Source organism: Mesorhizobium sp. M2A.F.Ca.ET.043.05.1.1 (genome assembly GCF_003952445.1).
Classification (GTDB): Bacteria; Pseudomonadota; Alphaproteobacteria; order Rhizobiales; family Rhizobiaceae; genus Mesorhizobium.
Genome location: NZ_CP034446.1, coordinates 5368987 through 5387375, shown reverse-complemented (window position 1 = coordinate 5387375; position 18389 = coordinate 5368987). Strand labels below are relative to the sequence as shown.

The 18389-nt window shown below is 64.5% G+C and carries 15 protein-coding genes; 11 read left to right on the top strand and 4 right to left on the bottom strand.

The window, feature by feature from the left end; all coding sequences use genetic code 11:
- Positions 1 to 46: 46 nt before the first annotated feature.
- Positions 47 to 1876 (bottom strand): translational GTPase TypA, encoded by a 1830-nt coding sequence (gene typA, locus EJ069_RS26135; RefSeq protein WP_126063759.1) that lies wholly within the window; start codon positions 1874 to 1876, stop codon positions 47 to 49.
- 201 nt (positions 1877 to 2077) lie between these two features.
- Between typA and EJ069_RS26130 the strand changes: the two genes are divergently transcribed.
- Complete coding sequence (locus tag EJ069_RS26130) at positions 2078 to 2359, top strand: hypothetical protein (protein ID WP_126063758.1); 282 nt, start codon at positions 2078 to 2080, stop codon at positions 2357 to 2359.
- Positions 2360 to 2579: 220 nt separating this feature from the next.
- Here the strand turns inward: EJ069_RS26130 and EJ069_RS26125 are convergent, their stop codons facing one another.
- Positions 2580 to 4154: an alkaline phosphatase gene (locus EJ069_RS26125; protein WP_126063757.1), complete on the bottom strand. Its 1575-nt coding sequence runs from the start codon at positions 4152 to 4154 to the stop codon at positions 2580 to 2582.
- 264 nt (positions 4155 to 4418) lie between these two features.
- The gene (locus tag EJ069_RS26120) at positions 4419 to 5702 is read right to left on the bottom strand and encodes an MFS transporter (RefSeq protein WP_126063756.1); all 1284 of its coding nucleotides are present in this window, start codon (positions 5700 to 5702) and stop codon (positions 4419 to 4421) included.
- A 78-nt stretch (positions 5703 to 5780) separates the two neighbouring features.
- Between EJ069_RS26120 and EJ069_RS26115 the strand changes: the two genes are divergently transcribed.
- The 8 genes from EJ069_RS26115 (at position 5781) to EJ069_RS26080 (ending at position 15887) form a co-directional block, all read left to right on the top strand.
- Positions 5781 to 6389 (top strand): TetR/AcrR family transcriptional regulator, encoded by a 609-nt coding sequence (locus tag EJ069_RS26115; RefSeq protein ID WP_126063755.1) that lies wholly within the window; start codon positions 5781 to 5783, stop codon positions 6387 to 6389.
- 45 nt (positions 6390 to 6434) lie between these two features.
- Positions 6435 to 7025, top strand: coding sequence for a hypothetical protein (locus EJ069_RS26110; RefSeq protein ID WP_126063754.1), 591 nt, complete (start codon positions 6435 to 6437; stop codon positions 7023 to 7025).
- Between the two features lie 333 nt (positions 7026 to 7358).
- Positions 7359 to 8285 carry an IS110 family transposase gene (locus EJ069_RS26105; protein ID WP_126063753.1) on the top strand — a complete coding sequence of 309 codons (927 nt, stop codon included), beginning with the start codon at positions 7359 to 7361 and terminating at the stop codon, positions 8283 to 8285.
- A gap of 334 nt (positions 8286 to 8619) precedes the next feature.
- Positions 8620 to 10695 (top strand): 3-hydroxyacyl-CoA dehydrogenase NAD-binding domain-containing protein, encoded by a 2076-nt coding sequence (locus tag EJ069_RS26100; RefSeq protein ID WP_126063752.1) that lies wholly within the window; start codon positions 8620 to 8622, stop codon positions 10693 to 10695.
- 317 nt (positions 10696 to 11012) lie between these two features.
- Positions 11013 to 12038, top strand: coding sequence for a BMP family protein (locus EJ069_RS26095; protein WP_126063751.1), 1026 nt, complete (start codon positions 11013 to 11015; stop codon positions 12036 to 12038).
- Between the two features lie 332 nt (positions 12039 to 12370).
- Entirely contained in the window at positions 12371 to 13891 is a 1521-nt protein-coding gene (locus EJ069_RS26090) for an ABC transporter ATP-binding protein (RefSeq protein WP_126063750.1), read from the top strand.
- A complete protein-coding gene (locus tag EJ069_RS26085; RefSeq protein WP_126063749.1) occupies positions 13891 to 14946 on the top strand; it encodes an ABC transporter permease in 1056 nt (351 codons plus the stop codon). Before EJ069_RS26090 ends, EJ069_RS26085 begins: the two co-directional genes overlap by 1 nt.
- Entirely contained in the window at positions 14943 to 15887 is a 945-nt protein-coding gene (locus EJ069_RS26080) for an ABC transporter permease (RefSeq protein ID WP_126063748.1), read from the top strand. The genes EJ069_RS26085 and EJ069_RS26080 overlap by 4 nt, the downstream gene beginning before the upstream one ends.
- Positions 15888 to 16091: 204 nt before the next feature.
- On the opposite strand, the gene EJ069_RS26075 is transcribed toward EJ069_RS26080, so the two are convergent.
- The gene (locus tag EJ069_RS26075; RefSeq protein ID WP_126063747.1) at positions 16092 to 16859 is read right to left on the bottom strand and encodes an SDR family oxidoreductase; all 768 of its coding nucleotides are present in this window, start codon (positions 16857 to 16859) and stop codon (positions 16092 to 16094) included.
- A gap of 278 nt (positions 16860 to 17137) precedes the next feature.
- Here EJ069_RS26075 and EJ069_RS26070 point away from each other — a divergent pair, with 278 nt between their 5' ends.
- Positions 17138 to 17293 carry a hypothetical protein gene (locus EJ069_RS26070; protein WP_095816548.1) on the top strand — a complete coding sequence of 52 codons (156 nt, stop codon included), beginning with the start codon at positions 17138 to 17140 and terminating at the stop codon, positions 17291 to 17293.
- A 157-nt stretch (positions 17294 to 17450) separates the two neighbouring features.
- Positions 17451 to 18389 carry an LLM class flavin-dependent oxidoreductase gene (locus EJ069_RS26065; protein WP_126063746.1) on the top strand — a complete coding sequence of 313 codons (939 nt, stop codon included), beginning with the start codon at positions 17451 to 17453 and terminating at the stop codon, positions 18387 to 18389.

Here is an 18389-nt window from a genome sequence, read left to right as displayed (position 1 = left end):
AAAGAGGGAGCACGCGCTCCCTCTTTTGAACCCTTGGCTGGAAAGCTTACGCCGCGCCCATCACCTTGGCGGCCTTTTCGAAACGCTTGCGCTCGTTCGGGTCGAGATAGAGCTTGCGCAGCCGGATGGTCTTCGGCGTCACTTCGACCAGCTCGTCGTCCTGGATCCAGGCCAGCGCCCGCTCCAGCGTCATGCGGATCGGCGGCGTCAGCTTCACCGCCTCGTCCTTGCCGGCGGCGCGGATGTTGGTGAGCTTCTTGCCCTTGAGCACGTTCACTTCGAGGTCGTTGTCGCGCGAATGGATGCCGATGATCATGCCCTGATAGACCTTGACGCCCGGATCGATGATCATCGGGCCGCGGTCTTCCAGGTTCCACATGGCGTAGGCGACCGACTCGCCCTGCTCGTTGGAGATCAGGACGCCATTGGTGCGGCCGGGCAGCTCGCCCTTGTAAGGCTCATAAGCGAAGAACAGCCGGTTCATCACCGCGGTGCCGCGCGTGTCGGTCAAAAGCTCCGACTGGTAGCCGATCAGGCCGCGCGTCGGCGCATGGAAGACGAGGCGCTGGCGGTTGCCGCCGGACGGGCGCAGCTCGACCATCTCGGCCTTGCGCTCCGACATCTTCTGCACGACGACGCCGGCATGCTCCTCGTCGACGTCGATGACGACTTCCTCGACCGGTTCCAGCAATTCGCCGTTCTCGCCCTTCTGCATGACGACGCGCGGACGCGACACGGCGAGCTCGAAGCCTTCGCGGCGCATCGTCTCGATCAGCACCGCAAGCTGCAATTCGCCGCGGCCGGACACGAAGAACGAGTCCTTTTCGGCCGATTCCTCGATCTTCAGCGCGACATTGCCTTCGGCCTCGCGCAGCAGGCGGTCACGGATGACGCGGCTCGTCACCTTGTCGCCCTCGGTGCCGGCAAGCGGGCTGTCGTTGACGAGGAAGGACATGGTGACGGTCGGCGGGTCGATCGGCTGCGCATGCAGCGGCTCGCTCACCTGCGGGTCGCAGAAGGTGTCGGCGACGGTGCCTTTCGACAGGCCGGCGATGGCGACGATGTCGCCCGCCTGCGCTTCCTCGATCGGCTGGCGCTCGAGGCCGCGGAAGGCGAGGATTTTCGAGATACGTCCGGCCTCGATCTGCGTGCCGTCGTGATGCAGCACCTTGACCGCCTGGTTGGGCTTCAGCGTGCCGGACTCGATGCGGCCGGTGATGATGCGGCCAAGGAACGGATTGGCTTCCAGGATGGTGCCGATCATGCGGAAGGGACCCGGATGGACGGTCGGCGCCGGCACATGCTTGACGACGAGGTCGAACAGCGGGGCCAGGCCCTGGTCCTTCGGACCTTCGGGGTTTTCCGACACCCAGCCGTCGCGGCCCGAGCCGTAGAGGATCGGGAAATCGAGCTGCTCGTCGGTGGCGTCGAGCGCAGCGAAAAGGTCGAACACCTCGTTGACAACCTCGACATGGCGGGCGTCCGGACGGTCGATCTTGTTGATGACGACGATGGGCCGCAAGCCGACCTTGAGCGCCTTGCCGACAACGAACTTGGTCTGGGGCATCGGCCCTTCGGCGGCGTCGACAAGCACGATCGCCGAATCCACCATCGACAGGATGCGCTCCACCTCGCCGCCGAAATCGGCGTGTCCGGGCGTGTCGACGATGTTGATGCGGGTGCCGTGCCAGTCGACCGAGGTCGCCTTGGCCAGGATGGTGATGCCGCGCTCTTTTTCGAGGTCGTTGGAATCCATCGCGCGCTCGGCGACGCGCTGGTTGTCGCGGAAGGCGCCGGACTGTTTCAGAAGCTGGTCGACAAGCGTGGTTTTGCCATGGTCGACGTGCGCGATGATCGCGATATTTCGGAGGTTCATTTTTCTGGTCTCGGGAACGTTGCAGGCGGCAGGCTTAACAAGCGCCGCCTTTTTCGGTTGCGCGGCTCATACAAGGTTTTTCGCAATTGCGAAAGGGGAGGCCCGACCCCAAATAATGGTCACTGATTCTTAAACGTCTTGGTGTGAAATGATTCTGTTAACCAAGGCGGAACCTTTGAGGGGCCGGGCGATTTCATGTTCATGACCGATCAGATGTCCAGGTTGCGTCCGGTTTTCGCGTGGGCGGCGCTTAGCCTGCTCGTCGCGGCGGGCGCAGCGCAGTCGGCGGCTGCGCTCAGGCAAGTCGATCCGATCTCGCCGCCCGATGCCCAAACGGCGCAGCAGATGTTCGCCGATGCCCCCGACGGCGTCGACCCGATCGTCACCGGCCCGGTCAGCGCCGCCTTCAAGCAGCGCCAGAAGGATGCCAATTGCGAAACCGCGGTCTGGCCGAACATTCCGCGCGCCTGTTATCCGGATTGACGCTCTCAATACCGCAAACTTAGCGATCCTTCGCGCCCCCCTCTGTCCTACCGGACATCTCCCCCACTTGGGGGGAGATGGCTGTCGCGTTTGCTTTCGCCAATTGCCGGCGTTGCAGAAGGAGCGAGGCGCCGAAGCTGTTGATCTCCCCCCTTGAGGGGGAGATGGCCGGCAGGACAGAGAGGGGGGCCTCGCGCCGGCGCCTCCGATTCTACAAATCCTAAGCCGACCGCACCGGGTCCAGCGTCACCTTGTAGAGCTCGTTGTCGTCGCGATCCATCAGCCGCACCGTGAGCTGCTCCGTCGCACCTGAAATATCGACCAGCCCGAAGAACTGCAGGCCTGCCGACGGCGGTAGGTTCTGGCCCTGCTCGGCGGTCGGCGCTTTGATGAACTTCAGCTCCGGCCCGAAGGTCATATCGAGGTCGTTGGGGCCGAACGTGCCGGCATGGATCGGGCCGGACACGAATTCCCAGAACGGATTGAAATCCTGGAACTGCGCCTTGTCGGGGTTGTAGTAATGCGCCGCCGTGTAGTGCACGTCGGCGGTGAGCCAGACGGTGTTGGTGATGCCGGCAGTCTTGATGAAGCGCAGCACATCGGCGAATTCGAGCTCGCGCCCCTTCGGCTTGCCGTTGTCGTTGTTGCTGACGGCCTCGAAGCCGGCCTTCTTCGCCGCGTCGTCCCAGACGACGAGGCTGAGCGGCATGTCGGCGGCGATGACCTTCCAGGTCGCCTTCGAGTTCGCCAGCTCGCGCTTAAGCCACTTGGACTGCTCTTCGCCGATCATGCGCGACTTCGGCGTCAGCGTCTCGTCCAGGTTGGGACCATTGGGGCCGCGGTAGGAGCGCATGTCGAGGAAGAACAGGTCGAGCAGCGGCCCATGCGAGATCTTGCGGTAGACGCGGCCCGGCTCCGACGGCTCGTAGCGGATGGTGGTCATCTCGTGGAAGGCGCGCGCCGCCCTGGCCGCCAGCACATGGATCGACTTTTCCTTGTAGCGGTCGTCCTTGCTGAGGTCCTTCGAGTCGGACCAGTTGTTGAGCACCTCGTGGTCGTCCCACTGGTAGAAGGTCGGGCAGATGGCGGAGAGGGCAAGCACATGCTTGTCCATCATGTTGTACTTCCACTGGTCGCGATATTCGTCCAGCGTCTCGGCGACCTTGCGCTTGCCGTCGAGCATGACGACGTTCTTCCACTTGCCGCCGCCGGGCAGGTCGACCTCGTCCTTCAGCGCGCCGTCGGCATAGATCGTGTCGCCGGAATGCAGGAAGAAGTCCGGCGTGTGCTTGGCGATGGTCGAATAGGTCTTCATGCCGGTCTCGTCGATGCCCCAGCCCTGGCCGGCGGTGTCACCCGACCAGGCGAAGCGCACATCGCGCTTCGACGACGGCGCGGTGCGGAAACGGCCGACGATCGGCTCTGAGACGGCATTGATGTCGGACAGGTCGGCAGCAGTCATGCGGTAGAAGATGTCCTGGTCGGAGGCGAGATCGGTGAGCAGCCGCTTCACCGTGTAGTCGCTGGCCGGCGACGTATCGAGCGGCGCGAGCCTTATGGCGTTGGCAAAACTCTCTGTCGTCGACACTTCATACATCACGCGCGCGGGACGGTCGGTGCGGGTCCACACCATACCGGAGGTCGCATCGACATCGCCGGACTGGACGCCATGGGTAAAGGCCGGCCGCTGGTTGGCGCGGGAATAATAGGGCAGCGCCAGACCGGAGGCGCCGACAAGGCCGAAGGCGCTGGCCGAGGTGACGAAAGTGCGGCGGGTAAGGGGAAGCTTGTCCATGGCTGTCTCCGGATGGCTTTGAACGGGACCGCCAAGCTCTCGCCTCAATGTTTCAGGCGTGTCTCGGAACCATGAAGTTTTGATAACAGTGCACAGGGCGATCTTCCCCTTCTCCCCTTGTGGGAGAAGGTGTCGCCGAAGGCGACGGATGAGGGGTGTTCCAGGGAAAGCAGACGTCTCACTCCGCTGGAATACCCTTCATCCGTCTCGGCGCTAAAGCGCCGATCCACCTTCTCCCACAAGGGGAGAAGGGGAAACGGCGCCTCAAGCCGCCTGCGGCTCCGGCTCGAAAGCCGGCTTGGTCGTATTGATCAGCAGCGAGATACAGGCCGCCGCGATGCCCGTCATGCCGGCGATCAGGAAGGCCAGCTCGTAATTGCCCTGCAGCTCGCGCATGGTGCCGCCGAAAGCGGCAGCCGCCGCGGCGCCGATCTGGTGGCCGGCGACGATCCAGCCGAAGACGATCGGGCCGCTGCGGTCGCCGAAGGCCTCGTTGGCGAGCCTGAGCGTCGGCGGCACGGTGGCGATCCAGTCGAGCCCGTAGAGCACGGCGAAGATGATCAGGCTGGTCGCCGAGAAGCCGGAATAAGGCAGGTAGATCAGCGACAGGCCGCGCACCGCGTAATAGACGCCGAGCAGCTTGCGCGGATCGAAACGGTCGGTGAGCCATCCGGACAGCGTCGTGCCGATTAGGTCGAAAATGCCCATCATCGACAAGAGCCCGGCCGCCTGCACCTCGCCGATGCCCATGTCACCGCAAAACGCGATGAGATGTGTGCCGACGAGGCCGTTGGTGGTGAAGCCGCAGACGAAGAAGGTGGCGAACAGATACCAGAACACCCGTGTGCCCGCCGCGCGGCGCAGCGTGTTCAGCGTATGCGCCAGGAAATTGCCCTGCGATGCGGGCGACACCGGCGGCACGTCATCGGTATCGGCGCCGTAGCGAACTTGGCCGATCGAAGCGGGACGCTCCGGCACCAGCAGGAAGACGAACGGGATCAGCGCGGCTGTGGCAAGCGCCACCGCAATCGCCACCGGCTTCCAGCCGCCGCTCTGCGCCAGCGAGGCGATCACCGGCAGGAACACCAGCATGCCGGTGGCGCTGGAGGCCGCCATCAGGCCCATCATCAGACCGCGATTGGTCTTGAACCAGCGGTTGACGATGGTGGCGCCGAGCACGCTCGCCACCGCGCCGGAGCCGATGCCGGAAAGCACACCCCAGGTGATGAAGAGATGCCAGGGCTCGGTCATCAACAGGCTGAGCGCCGTCGATCCCGACATCACCGCCAGCGATCCGAGCAGCGTGCGGCGCAGCCCGATGCGCTCCATCAGCGCAGCGGCGAACGGACCGGTCAAACCGTAGAGCAGGATGCCGATGCTGGCCGCCCAGGAGGTCACGTCGCGGCGCCAGCCAAAACTTTCTTCCAGCGGCACCATCATCACCGAGGGCGCCGAGCGAAGCCCGGCGGCAATCAGCAGGCAGAAGAAGATGACGGCGACGACGACAAATGCGTAGCGCTGGCCAAACGGACGGGATTGGGCTATCATGTTACTGACCGGTACGTTGCAATGGGATGGCACCATACATACGTACCGGTCAGTAACATTGTCAAGCGAGTTGTTGGAATGCCATCGGACAATAAAATTGAAGCGCCGTTGAACACGGCCCCCGCCCCGAAGGCGGCCGACAAGATCCTCGACGTGGCGTTCGACCTTTTTTATCGCGAGGGCATCAGGGCGGTCGGCGTCGACGAGATCGTCAGGCGCGCCGGCGTCACAAAGCCCAGCCTCTATCGCAGCTTCCCGTCCAAGGACGAGCTCGCCGCCTCCTATCTGCGCAAATACGACCTCGAATTCTGGGAACGCTTCGACGAGGCGGTCGACGCACATCCCGGCAATCCGCGCGCCCAGATCATCGCCTTCCTGACCCGCGTCGGCAAACGCACGCAAAAGCCGGACTATCGCGGCTGCGGCATGACCAACGCGGCGGTGGAATATCCTGAGCGTGGTCACCCGGCCCGCATCGTCAGCGAAAACAACAAGCAGGAGTTACGCCGGCGCCTGCGCGCCATGGCCGCCGCGATGGGTGCGGCGGATTCCGATACGCTGGGCGACGGGCTGCTGCTCCTCATCGAAGGCGCCTATATCAGCGGCCAGCTTTTCGGCCATGGCGGACCGGCGGCGGCGGTTGCCCGCAACGCCGACCTCTTGATCGAAGCCAGCTTGAAGAAATAGCGGACGGCGTTACGCTTCCGGCAACTCGAAACGGAGTTGCCATCGATGCGTGCCCCTTTGATTCCGCTTGCCCTTGCCGGTTTCTGCCAGGCGGCCCAGGCCGGCGAAATCTCCAGCGCCTACACCGACCTCGACTCCAAGAAGGACTACGTGACCTATGCCCAGGCCGCGGAAGGCGACGGCGACTGGGCGAGCCTCGTCTGCTCGGGCTATCGCGGCTACCCGGTGCTGATTGGCTACGACGACGCGCGCGAATCCGTCTATTACGGCTTTCCGTCGGACGACATGACCGCGGTCTGGGAGAGCTTCACTGCCTTCAACGGCTCCGGCCCGAAAGTGGAATGGCGCATCGAGACCAATGGCGACATCGCCATCCCCTTCGCCGCCATCCATCGCCGCTCGGTCAGCGACCCCGAGGACGAGAAGAAATCGACCGACGTGCTGGTCGTCGCCAAGGTCGCGCAACCGGAAGAGCATCAGGGCTGCACCGTCGGCCTGGTTTTGGCCACCGGCAACCCACAGGCCAACGATCAGGCGCGCAAGCTGGCGGATGAGAAAGCCAAGACCTTCGTCTGCGGCAAGGACAAGCGCGAAGTGATCGGCGATGTGCCGCCCTTCGGCCGGGTGGATAACTAGTGGCGCTGCACAGGGCTTTTGAAAGTTGCCGTTTATCTTGGTATAGATTTTCCGCCCGTGAAAATCAGCGCAAACGCCGGGGATTGGCTGGAGCCGTCCCAACTTCGTCATTCTATGGCGGAGCAAGGAGCGAAGTGACGCGGCGCAGACCATAGAATCCTGTGTGTTGGTTCTGGTGTATGGTTGAAGTGGGAAGGAGACCGAGTGGATCCTGGTCGTCCTTTCGGACAGGCCGTGGCATGGCCCGGTCCCTTCCCACCGGTGAACCACCAACCTGAACAGTTGCACGGGGCTGTTCGAAGCAGACCCCGCACCACAGGAAGAGGCGTGGACATGATAGCCCAGAACTATGTCGGCTGCGACATCTCCAAGCAGTGGCTCGACTTTTTTGATGAGACAAGCGGCCGTCTTCGGCGCATCGACAACCAGGCCGATGCGATAGCGGCTTATGTGGCGGGTCTTGATCCCAGTCGGGACTTCGTCGTCATGGAGGCGACAGGCGTGCATGACCGGCTGCTGCGTCATGCGCTGGCCAAGGCCGGCGTGCCGTTCTCGCGGCACAACCCGGCACACACCCACCACTATTCGAAGTCGACGCGCCGGCGCGCCAAGACCGATCCTCTCGATGCCAGGATGCTGAGCGACTATGGCCGTCGCTATAACCCTGAGGCCGAGCCGGCCCCGAGCGAAGAAGTCGAGCGGCTTCAATCGCTTGCCGGCCACCGCGACCATCTGGTCGAGATGCGGGCAGCGCTGAAGAAGCACCTCGCCGAGGCTTTCGATGAGGCCGTCATTGCCGACCTGGAAGAAACGATCGCCCACTTCGACACGCGCATCAAAGCGCTCGAGAGCCGGATTGCCGAGGTCATTCGTCAAAACCAGGACACCGCTCGCGACCATACGCTGATGGTCTCCGTGCCCGGTGTCTCCAAGGTCGGCGCGCTCTCGCTGCTGGCGCTCCTGCCCGAGCTCGGCCAGCGCTCACCCAAGGCGATCGCCGCGCTCGCCGGCCTTGCCCCGTTCGACAACAAGAGCGGCAAGCTCAACCGCAGGAGCCATATCCAGGGCGGGCGATCACGCGTGCGCCGCGCCCTCTACATGGCAGCCCTCACGGCCATCAGAATCTGTGAGCGCTTCAAGACCTTCTACACCGCACTTGCCGCCCGCTCAGGCTCCAAGAAACTGGCTATCATCGCCGTCGCAAGGAAGCTCTTGGTCGTCCTCAACGCCATCATGCGCGACAAAATCGCCTTCGCATGAACACAGTTGCCATTCCGTGACATGACAGCGCCGCCACGGTGCAGAATTCTGCTCCGTTGCACGCCTTGGCGAAAGTAACGGCATGGATTCCAGGGTCTTCGCGACGGAGCTTCGCTCCTGCTCCGCCCTGGAATGACGATCGCGATGGACGTTTCTGCCAATCTCCAACGCATACCGCCTGCCAACGCAAAACGCAGCCAACCTTTCAAAACCTCTCCGTCGCGAAACGAACCGCTCTCAACTAACCATTGCGCCAAGTCTGGTTCGGGTTTCCATTCACGGGCCGGCCTAGTAAACCCGTGTTCCGATTGCAGCCGGTCTCGGGAGGTTCCGCTTGTCCAGTTCTGTCAGCGTCACGAACGACAACGGCGTGGCGGTGGTCACCATCGACAACCCGCCGGTCAATGCGCTGAGTTTTCATGTCCGCAAGCCGCTTTATGAGGCGCTCGCCGCTTTGCGCGACGATCCTGCTGCCAAGGCGATCGTGATCGCCTGCGCCGGGCGCACTTTCGTCGCCGGCGCAGACATCACCGAATTCGGCAAGCCGGTCCAGCAGCCGGAACTGCGCGCCATCATCGCCTTGCTTGAAACGATTCCCAAGCCGACAGTTGCCGCCATCCACGGCACGGCGCTCGGCGGCGGGCTGGAACTGGCATTGGGCTGCCATTTCCGCGTAGCGGATGCCGGTGCGAAACTCGGCCTGCCGGAAGTGAAGCTCGGCCTTTTGCCGGGCGGCGGCGGCACAGTGCGCTTGCCACGCTTGATCGGCGCCGCGAAGGCGCTCGCCATGATCGTGTCAGGAACGCCGATTCCGGCCGGCGACGCGAAGGCGGCCGGTCTCGTCGACGCTGTTGTCGACAGTGATCTCTTGGCGGAGGCGGTTCGTTTCGCTCGTGAAATGGCTGATCGAGGCGGCCCGTTCATGCCGGTGCGTGAGCGCAATGACCGCCTTGCCGAGACCGATCTCGCGGCCTTCGACACCCAAGCCGCTGAGCTGGCCAAAAAAGCCCGGGGCCTCGAAGCGCCGCTTGCCTGTGCCAAAGCCGTGCGCAACGCCGTCACCTTGCCGTTCGACGAGGCGCTTGCCGCCGAACGGCAGTTTTTCCTCAAACTCGTTTCCGGCGACCAGTCGCGTGCGCAGCGGCATCTGTTCTTCGCCGAGCGCGAGGCGGCGAAGATCCCCGGCAAGGACCTGCAGAAGCGTCGGCTCGAACGCGTCGGCATCATCGGCGCCGGCACGATGGGCGGCGGCATCGCCATGGCCTTCGCCAATGGCGGCCTGCCGGTGACCTTGCTCGAGACCAGCGAGGAAGCGCTGCGGCGCGGGCTGGCGACGATCGAGAAGAACTATGCTGTCTCCGTCAGTCGCGGCTCGTTGACGGAAGAGGCCAAGCAGACGCGGCTCACGCTGTTCAAGGGCAGCACCGACTACGCCGACCTTGCCGATTGCGACCTGATCATCGAGGCCGTGTTCGAGGACATGGCGGTCAAGAAGGAAGTGTTCGGCAAGCTTGACGCGATCGCCAAACCCGGCGCCATCCTCGCCACCAACACCTCCTATCTCGACGTGAACGAAATCGCCGCCTCGGTCTCGCGGCCACAAGACGTGCTCGACATGCATTTCTTTTCGCCGGCTAACGTCATGAAGCTACTGGAGATCGTGCGCGCCGAAAAGACCGCGCCCGAGGTGCTGGCGACGGTCACCGATCTCGCCCGGCGCATCGGGAAGGTGGCTGTCGTCGTCGGCGTCTGCCACGGTTTTGTGGGCAACCGGATGCTGTCCGCGCGCGGCGCCGAGAACGAATCGCTGCTGCTGGAAGGTGCCACCCCTGCCCAGGTCGACAAGGCGTTCACCGATTTCGGCTGGCCGATGGGGCCGTTCCAGATGGGCGATCTCGCCGGCCTCGACATCGGCTGGCGCAACCGCAAGGCGCGCGGCCAGACGGCCGTGATTGCCGATACGCTGTGCGAGCAAGGCCATTTCGGCCAGAAGACCGGGCGTGGGTGGTATCGCTATGAGAGCGGCGCGCGAGAGCCGGTCGCGAATCCGGATGTGGAGGCACTGATCCGCGCCAAGGCGGCGGAGCTTGGAATTGCCCGGCGTGAGATCGGCGCGGAGGAAATCATCGAGCGCACGCTCCATCCCTTGGTGAACGAAGGCGCGAAGATCCTCGAAGAAGGTATCGCCGCGCGCGCGTCAGACATCGATGTCGTCTGGGTCAACGGCTACGGCTTCCCGATCGGCAAGGGCGGACCGATGTTCTGGGCCGGGCTCGAAGGGGCTGGCAGGATCGCCGAGCGGCTGGAGTATTGGCATCAACGGACCGGACGGGCGATTTTCGAGCCGGCGCCGGCGTTGAAAAGGTTTGCCGAGATGGGCTCGTGGGAGGGCGCGGGCGGCGCCCCGTAACTTCGTCATTCCAGGGCGAAGCGAAGCGTAGACCCTGGAATCCATGCCGGAACTTTAAACGAAGAATGCCACGGTGCAGAACAGGCATTGGCGCAGCCGTTTGCTGGTTCTGCGCCGTTGAGGAGCGTCGAGGTCACGGCATGGATCCTCGGGTCTGCGCGCCGCTTCGCTCCTTGATCCGCCCGTGGATGACGAACGCGAAAGCGCAACCAAATTTGACCATGTGGACAAATCTCACCCACCGTTCCATAGTCCCGGGCGTCTGACATTTTTGGAACGGCCGGCTCGACACGGCTGTCGAACAGAGGGGCACTTCAATGGAAAACGACCGCAGCAAAACACAACGCGCCGGCCTGTCGCGGCGCAACCTGCTGGAACTTGGCGCGCTCGGCCTCGCGGCCACCGTGCTGCCCGGCGCGGCCTTCGCCAAGGACAAGAAGCTGAAGGTGGCGGCGATCTTCGCCACGCCGATCGAGGAGCCGTGGGACAACCAGATCCATGTCGCCCTGCAAAAGGCCGAAAAGGAGCTGGGCATCGAATACAAATGGTCGGAAAAGGTGCAGACCGCCGACTTCAGCCGCGTCATGCGCGAATATGCTCAAGGCGGTTACCAGCTGGTGCTGGGCGACGCATTCGCCGCCGAGCGGGAATCGCGAAAGACGGCAAAGCAATTCCCGAAGACCGCCTGGCTGTTCGGCTCCGGCGCCGGCCCGGCCGAGCCGAATTTCGGCGTCTTCGACAACTGGATCCACGAGCCCGCCTATCTCTCCGGCATGATCGCCGGCAAGATGTCGAAGTCGGGCACGGTCGGCGCTGTCGCGGCGATGGGCATTCCGGAAGTGAACCGGCTGGTCAACGCCTTCTTCGCCGGCGCCAAGGAGGTCAATCCGAACGTCAAAAAGAAGGTCGCCTTCATCGGCTCGTTCTTCGATCCGCCCAAGGCCAAGGAAGCGGCCGTCGCGCAGATCGATGCCGGCGTAGACGTCATCTACGCCGAGCGCTTCGGCGTCATCGAGGCGGCGGTGGAGAAGAAGATTCTTGCCATCTCCAACATGTCCGACCAGTCGAGCCTCGGGCCCGACACGGTCATCACCGGACCGGTGTGGGACATGTATCCGACGGTCGAGCAGGCGATCAAGCTGGTCAAGGCCGGCGTCTTCACCGCGCAGGACTATGGCGACTTCTCGCGCATGGCCAAGGGCGGTTCGTATCTGGCGCCCTACCACAAGTTCGACAAGACGCTGCCCGCCGAGGTGAAAGACCTGATCGAGAAGAAGAAGGCCGAGATCCTCGAAGGCAATTTCCGCGTCGACGTTGACGAGAACACGCCGGTTTCGGATTGACGCATTGTTAAGGGGTGGCGCGAGGCCCCCCTCTCTGTCCTGCCGGACATCTCCCCTCAAGGGGGGAGATTGGCAGTTTCATTGACGGCGCTCGATCTTTTCAACGTTGAAAGTTGACGAAAGCCGGCGTGACATCTGATCTCCCCCTTGAGGGAGGTGGCCGGCAGGCCAGAGAGGGGGCCTCGCGCTGCCCTAAAGCATGTCTCCCGAAAGTGGGAACCGGTTTCGGGATAAAGACATGCGTAAATCAAAACCTAAAGCGCACGGAGCGAATCTGAAAGATCGCGACGCGCTTTAGGGGTTTAGCAGAATCGCAAATCCAGGGAGCACCCTTGTCCGCCCCACTCATCGAGATGCGCGGCATCACCAAGATCTTCGGCGCCGTCAAGGCGAACGAGGCCGTCGACCTCAGCGTCGCGCCAGGAGAAATCCTCGGCCTGCTTGGCGAGAACGGCGCCGGCAAGACGACGCTGATGAATGTGCTGTTCGGCGCCTATGCGCCGGACGCCGGCGAGATCCTGGTCGAAGGACGGCCGGTCGCCATCCACAATTCGGCCGATGCGCTCGCCGCCGGCATCGGCATGGTGCATCAGCATTTCCACCTCGCGCCGCGCCTCACGGTGCTGGAAAACCTGCTGATCGGCATTCCCGGCAAATCCGGCCGCATCGACCGCGCGCGCGGGCTCGCCCGGCTCACCGAAATCAGCCGGCACTATGGGCTGAGCCTCGATCCGAACCTGCCGGTGTCGGCGCTGTCGGTCGGTGAGCAGCAGCGGCTGGAGATCATCAAGGCGCTGTTTCGCGGCGCGAAGCTTTTGATCCTCGACGAGCCGACGGCAGTGCTGGCGCCCTCGGAGGTCGATGGCCTGTTCGCCGCCTTGCGCTCGATGGCGGCGCGAGGGCTCGGCATCATCTTCATCTCGCATAAGCTCAACGAGGTCCGGGCCCTCACCCACCGCTGCGTCGTCCTGCGCCACGGCAAGGTCGCCGGCCGCGTCGACCATCCGGCACAAACCACCTCGGCGGAAATGGCGAAGCTGATGTGCGGCCACGAGATCGTGCCGCCGGTCAAGGAGGCTTCGACGCTCGGCGCCGCCGTGCTGACGCTAGACGGCATCTCCACCGCCGGCCATGCCGGCACGCCGCTGCGCGACGTCTCGATTTTCGTCCGCGCCGGCGAGATCCTCGGCATCGCCGGCGTCTCCGGCAACGGCCAGCGAGCGCTGGCCGACGTCATTTCCGGCATGCTGCCACCCAGGGCCGGCACCATGACGATAGCCGGCAAAACGGTGAAGCAATTCTCGCCGCGCGAGCTGCAGGCGCTTGGCCTCGGCCGCATCCCGGAAGACCGCTTGACCACCGGACTGGTCACCAACCTGCCTCTAGCCGACTCCATGGTTCTGCCGCGGATCGGCACCGAGGCCTTCAGCCGCAAGGGGCTGCTCAACCCGGCGGCGATCCGCGCCTTCGCTGAAGCGCAGATCAAGGCTTACGACATACGCTGCCCCGGCCCGATGGTGCGCGCCGGCGCGCTGTCCGGCGGCAATCTGCAGAAGGCGCTGCTGGCACGCGAGCTCGCCTTCGATCCGAAAGTGCTGATCGTCTCGCAGCCGACGCGCGGCCTCGACATCGGCGCCGCCCGCTTCATCCACGAGAAATTCCTCGCCATGCGCGCCAGGGGCTGCGGCATCATCGTCATCGGCGAGGATCTCGAGGAATTGCTGATGCTCTCGGACCGCATCGCGGTGATGTATGAGGGCCGTGTCGCCGCCACGCTTAGCAGCGCGGACGCCACCGTCGCCAGGCTCGGCCTGATGATGACCGGCGCCGGGCACACCGAGGAGGCGGCCTGATGTTTCGCCTCGAAGCCCGCACCTCGACGCCCGCCTGGTTCAATCTGGCGCTCCCGCTCATCGCCATCGCAGCGACGCTCATCCTGTGCAGTGGCCTGATCGCCATCGCCGGCGCCGGCGTGATCGAGGCCTATGGTGTCATGCTCTCCGCCTCGCTAGGCGACAGCTATGCCATCACCGAGACGCTGGTGCGCGCCGCGCCGATGATTTTCACCGGCCTTGCGGTGGCCATCGCCTTCCGCGCCAAATTCTGGAACATCGGCGCCGAGGGCCAGCTGCTCGCCGGCGCGGTGGCGAGCTGCTTCGTCGGCGCGATCCCGATGCCGGGCATCCTCGCCATGCTGTTGATGGCGATTGTCGGCGCGGCCGCCGGCGCGCTCGTGGCGCTGGTGCCGGCGACGCTGAGGGTCAAATTCAAGGTGGATGATGTGGTGAGCTCGCTGCTGCTCAACTCGGTCATCTATTACGCGCTGATGGCGCTGATCGAAGGGCCGTGGAAGGACACTTTCTCCGGCTATCCGATCTCGCCGCCGATCGAGGATTCCGCCAATTTCCCGGTGCTGATCGAAGGCACGCGGCTGCATCTCGGCGTCATCGTGGCGCTGATCGCAGCACCGCTTTGCTGGTTCCTGATCGCCCGCACCACGCTCGGCTTTAGGATCCGCGTCACCGGCGAGAATCCGGAAGCCGCCCGCTATGGCGGCATCAATGTGCAGCGCGTGCTGCTTTCCACCGCGCTGCTCTCCGGCGCGCTGGCAGGCCTGGCCGGTGTCGGTGAGGTCGGCGGCGTGCATTTCCAGGTGATGAGCGACATCTCGCCCGGCTATGGCTATTCCGGCATCGTCGTCGCCATGCTCGCCAGGCTCAACCCGCTCGGCGTGGTGCCGGCGGCGGTCTTCCTGGCCGCCGTCATGACCGGCGCCGAGGCGATGTCGCGCGCGACCGGCGTGCCTGCCTTCCTCAGCGACGTCATCCAGGGCACGGCGCTGCTTGCCATGCTGGTGGCGCTGCTCTTCACCGCCTACCGCATCCGCCGCGTGGGAGCGCAGACATGAGCGCGGTGTTCGAGCAGATCTTTCAGGTCGGCTTCCTCGCGGCCATCATCCGCATCGCCACGCCGCTCGCTTTCGCAACGCTTGGCGAAATGTTTTCCGAACGCGCCGGCGTGCTCAATCTAGGCATCGAAGGCATCATGCTGCTCTGCGCCATGGCGGGCTTCACCGCCGCCAGCTTGAGCGGCAGCCTGTGGCTTGGCGTGCTGGTGGCCGTGCTGGTCGGCGCGCTGATGGGCGCCCTGCATGCGCTGTTCACCGTGGCGCTGGGGCTGAGCCAGCATGTCTGCGGCATCGGCGTGACCTTGTTCTCATCCGGTCTCGCCTATTTCCTCTACCGGCTGATCTTCGGCCAGCAATCGGTGCCGCCCAGCATCGACGGCTTCAAGCCGGCGCCGATCCCGCTGCTCTCGGACATCCCGATCCTGGGGCCGGCCGTGTTCAACCAGTTCACGCTGGTTTACCTGGCGATCATCGCTGTTCCGCTCGCCGCCTTCGTGCTCTACCGCACGCCCTGGGGGCTCTCGGTACGCATGGTCGGGGAGAACCCGCGCGCGGCGGATTCGGCCGGCGTCAGCGTGATGGCCACGCGTTTCCAAGCCGTGATCCTCGGCGGCGCGCTGATGGGCCTTGCCGGCGCCTTCCTCACTATGGCGCAATTCAATGCCTTCACCTTCGGCGTCGTCTCCGGGCGCGGCTGGGTGGCGATCGCCCTGGTCGTGTTCGGCCGCTGGGACCCGTGGCGCTCGGCCGGTGCCGCGCTGCTCTTCGCCTTCGTCGACGCGCTGCAATTGAGGATGCAGGCCAGCGGCCTCGGCCACATCCCCTACGAAGCCTTCCTGATGCTGCCCTTCATCTTCACCATCGTCGCCATGGCCTTCATGTCGCGCAACGCGGTCGCGCCCTCGGCGCTGCTGAAGCCGTTTCGAAGGGAGGAGCGGTAGGTACGGATTTCCTCGCCCCGCAAAGCGGGGGAGAGGTGGCCGCGAAGCGGATGGAGAGGGGGCTGCGCCAACGGTCGAATGGTGGTCCTTCGGCGCCGCGTTTGCGCCAAATTCTGAGCCGGTTCGGCTTCACGCAGGGCGTCCCCTCTCCGTCTCGGCTTCGCCGAGCCACCTCTCCCCACTTTCGTGGGGCGAGGAAAAGCCTCAGATCGCCGTGAACGCGTTGTCGACGAACAAATGCGCGCCGTTGACGAAGCTGGACTCATCGCTGGCCAAAAACAGCGCGGCCTTCGCCACTTCCTCCGGCTCGCCGATGCGGCCTTGCTGCGCGGCCATGGCGGCATCGGAGACGTCGACGCCGAGCTTGCCGAGATCGGCCACTTCGCGCAGGCCGTGCGGTGTGCGAATGAAGCCGGGACAGACAGCGTTGCAGCGGATGTTGCGGTCGCGGAACTCGACCGCGATGGCCCGCGCGAACATGTGGCAGGCGCCCTTCGTGGTGTCGTAGAGCACTTCGTTCGGCGTCGCCGCCACCGCCGAGATTGAGGAAGTGCAGACGATCGAACCGCCGCCGGCGGCGATCATGCCGGGAAGCACCGCGCGCGTCATCAGGAACATCGAGCGGACATTGACGGCATGCAGCCAGTCCCACTCCTGCAGCGTCGTCTCCAGGAACGGCTTTATCACGATCGTGCCGGCATGGTTGAACAGCACCGTGACCGGACCGAGCTTATCCGTCGCCGCCTTCACCGCCGCCTCGACCTGCGCCTCATCCGAAACATCGGCCAGGAAATGCTCCGCCACATGGCCCCGCGCCCGGATCGCCGCCGCGGTCTTGCCGGCCGCCTCGCCGTTGCGGTCGATGATCGCCACCTTGGCGCCTTCGGCGGCAAACAGCTCCGAAGCCGCCCCGCCCATGCCCGTCGCGCCGCCCGAAACGATGGCGACCTTGCCAGCCAGCCTTCCACCCATTTTTGCCTCCCTGGATTCCGTGAGTGTTTTAGATGCTATCGCGTCGCGCGGGGAATGGCCAAGCGCTCAAACGAGGCCGTTTTGCCGCTGAAAGTCCGTGGTTCCAGGCATTTGTCGGGCAGCCCATGCTCCGCTTGCTCGCTGGATATTCCACTCCGCAGGAGCACGAATTACCTGATTTGCACGCTTCCCGAGAACATTCTCCCAAAAATCCTTGAAAAATAGCAATCGACAAAGTCTACTAACTTTATAGATTAAGCGCTGAGACGGAGGCCGATATGTCCTATATCCAGAACGCTCAGACCGCCCGCAAGGGCCAAAGGCTGACCGCCGACCAGAGCTGGAGGCCCGCCTATGGCGGTACCTTCGCCTATCTCGTCTTCGCGCTTGCATTCGTGTTCACCGGCGCGGTGGTGCTGGGGTTGATCCCCTGATTTCAAGGCGGGCCGAGACCCGCCGTCAAAACAATCTGAGTTGCGTAACCGGAGTGGAAAGCTGGCCGAGCGCCGGGGCGCTGTCGCGCGCCTGCGTCCTCGGATTTGGTTCAAAAGGCTTTGGAGCGGGCAAGCCGACGTGATGGAGGAGATGGCAATGCCGATCGAGTTCACGCATGTTCCCGGTAAGGCTGCCAATGGCGGCTTCTTCTATGATTTCGCCGAGACGGCGACCAAACTGTCGCTGATCGAGGATGCCGGTTTCCGTAGGCTGGTGGTGGACGATCCGGCCGGCCTGCTCACCAATATGGACATCGCCGCGCAGACGCTCGACCGCACCGGTTCGCTGGAGGTGGTGTTGACGCATTGGGCCGGCGTGATCGAGCCGACGGTGGCGGCAAGGCAGCTTGCCGCGCTCGACCGCAGAGGCGGCGGACGCCTGTCGCTTCGCATGCTGAGCGAGCCGCTGGAAGACAGCGATGCCGAGGCGCGACCGGTCGGCCACAGCGTGGTTTGGCAGCGCATCGATGAATATCTGGTGCTGCTGAAGCGCCTGTGGTCGAACGACAGGCCCTTCGACCATGAAGGCGCCTTCTACAGCGTCAGGGGCGGCTTCGTGCCGCGCAAGGGCCCGCATGGCGCCGATCTCGTCATCCGGCTCGGCGGCCAATCGGGCACCGCGCTGAAGGTGGCCGGCAGGCATGCCGATGTCTTCGAACTGGCCGCCGGCTCGCCGGACGAGGTGCGGCAATTGATCGAGCGTGCGCGCGGCGCCGCCGCCGAGCACGGCCGCGCCGGCAGATTGCGCTTCGCGCTGCCGGTCCGCATCCATGCGGACGGCTGGAGCGGAACCCCGGATCACAAGGCAGTCGAGATCGCCGGGCCGCCGGCGCGGATTGCCCTGGCGCTTTTGCCCTATGCGGCGCTCGGCATCGAGGAATTCATGATCAGCGGCATCGACCGTCCGGGCGAGATCGCCCGCATTGGGCGCGAGACGATCACGCTGCTCGCGAATTCGCTGGCGCGCCGCGAGGCGGAGATTCCGCAACCGGGTGCGTTTGCCTCATCTCCCTTTGCGGAACGCCGTATAGGCTGA

What these genes read in the sequence shown, in the direction of transcription:
- typA (WP_126063759.1), bottom strand. Translation starts at nt 1,876, where the DNA reads ATGAACCTCCGAAATATCGCGATCATCGCGCACGTCGACCATGGCAAA.
- EJ069_RS26130 (WP_126063758.1), top strand. Translation starts at nt 2,078, where the DNA reads ATGACCGATCAGATGTCCAGGTTGCGTCCGGTTTTCGCGTGGGCGGCG.
- EJ069_RS26125 (WP_126063757.1), bottom strand. Translation starts at nt 4,154, where the DNA reads ATGGACAAGCTTCCCCTTACCCGCCGCACTTTCGTCACCTCGGCCAGC.
- EJ069_RS26120 (WP_126063756.1), bottom strand. Translation starts at nt 5,702, where the DNA reads ATGATAGCCCAATCCCGTCCGTTTGGCCAGCGCTACGCATTTGTCGTC.
- EJ069_RS26115 (WP_126063755.1), top strand. Translation starts at nt 5,781, where the DNA reads ATGCCATCGGACAATAAAATTGAAGCGCCGTTGAACACGGCCCCCGCC.
- EJ069_RS26110 (WP_126063754.1), top strand. Translation starts at nt 6,435, where the DNA reads ATGCGTGCCCCTTTGATTCCGCTTGCCCTTGCCGGTTTCTGCCAGGCG.
- EJ069_RS26105 (WP_126063753.1), top strand. Translation starts at nt 7,359, where the DNA reads ATGATAGCCCAGAACTATGTCGGCTGCGACATCTCCAAGCAGTGGCTC.
- EJ069_RS26095 (WP_126063751.1), top strand. Translation starts at nt 11,013, where the DNA reads ATGGAAAACGACCGCAGCAAAACACAACGCGCCGGCCTGTCGCGGCGC.
- EJ069_RS26085 (WP_126063749.1), top strand. Translation starts at nt 13,891, where the DNA reads ATGTTTCGCCTCGAAGCCCGCACCTCGACGCCCGCCTGGTTCAATCTG.
- EJ069_RS26080 (WP_126063748.1), top strand. Translation starts at nt 14,943, where the DNA reads ATGAGCGCGGTGTTCGAGCAGATCTTTCAGGTCGGCTTCCTCGCGGCC.
- EJ069_RS26075 (WP_126063747.1), bottom strand. Translation starts at nt 16,859, where the DNA reads ATGGGTGGAAGGCTGGCTGGCAAGGTCGCCATCGTTTCGGGCGGCGCG.
- EJ069_RS26070 (WP_095816548.1), top strand. Translation starts at nt 17,138, where the DNA reads ATGTCCTATATCCAGAACGCTCAGACCGCCCGCAAGGGCCAAAGGCTG.
- EJ069_RS26065 (WP_126063746.1), top strand. Translation starts at nt 17,451, where the DNA reads ATGCCGATCGAGTTCACGCATGTTCCCGGTAAGGCTGCCAATGGCGGC.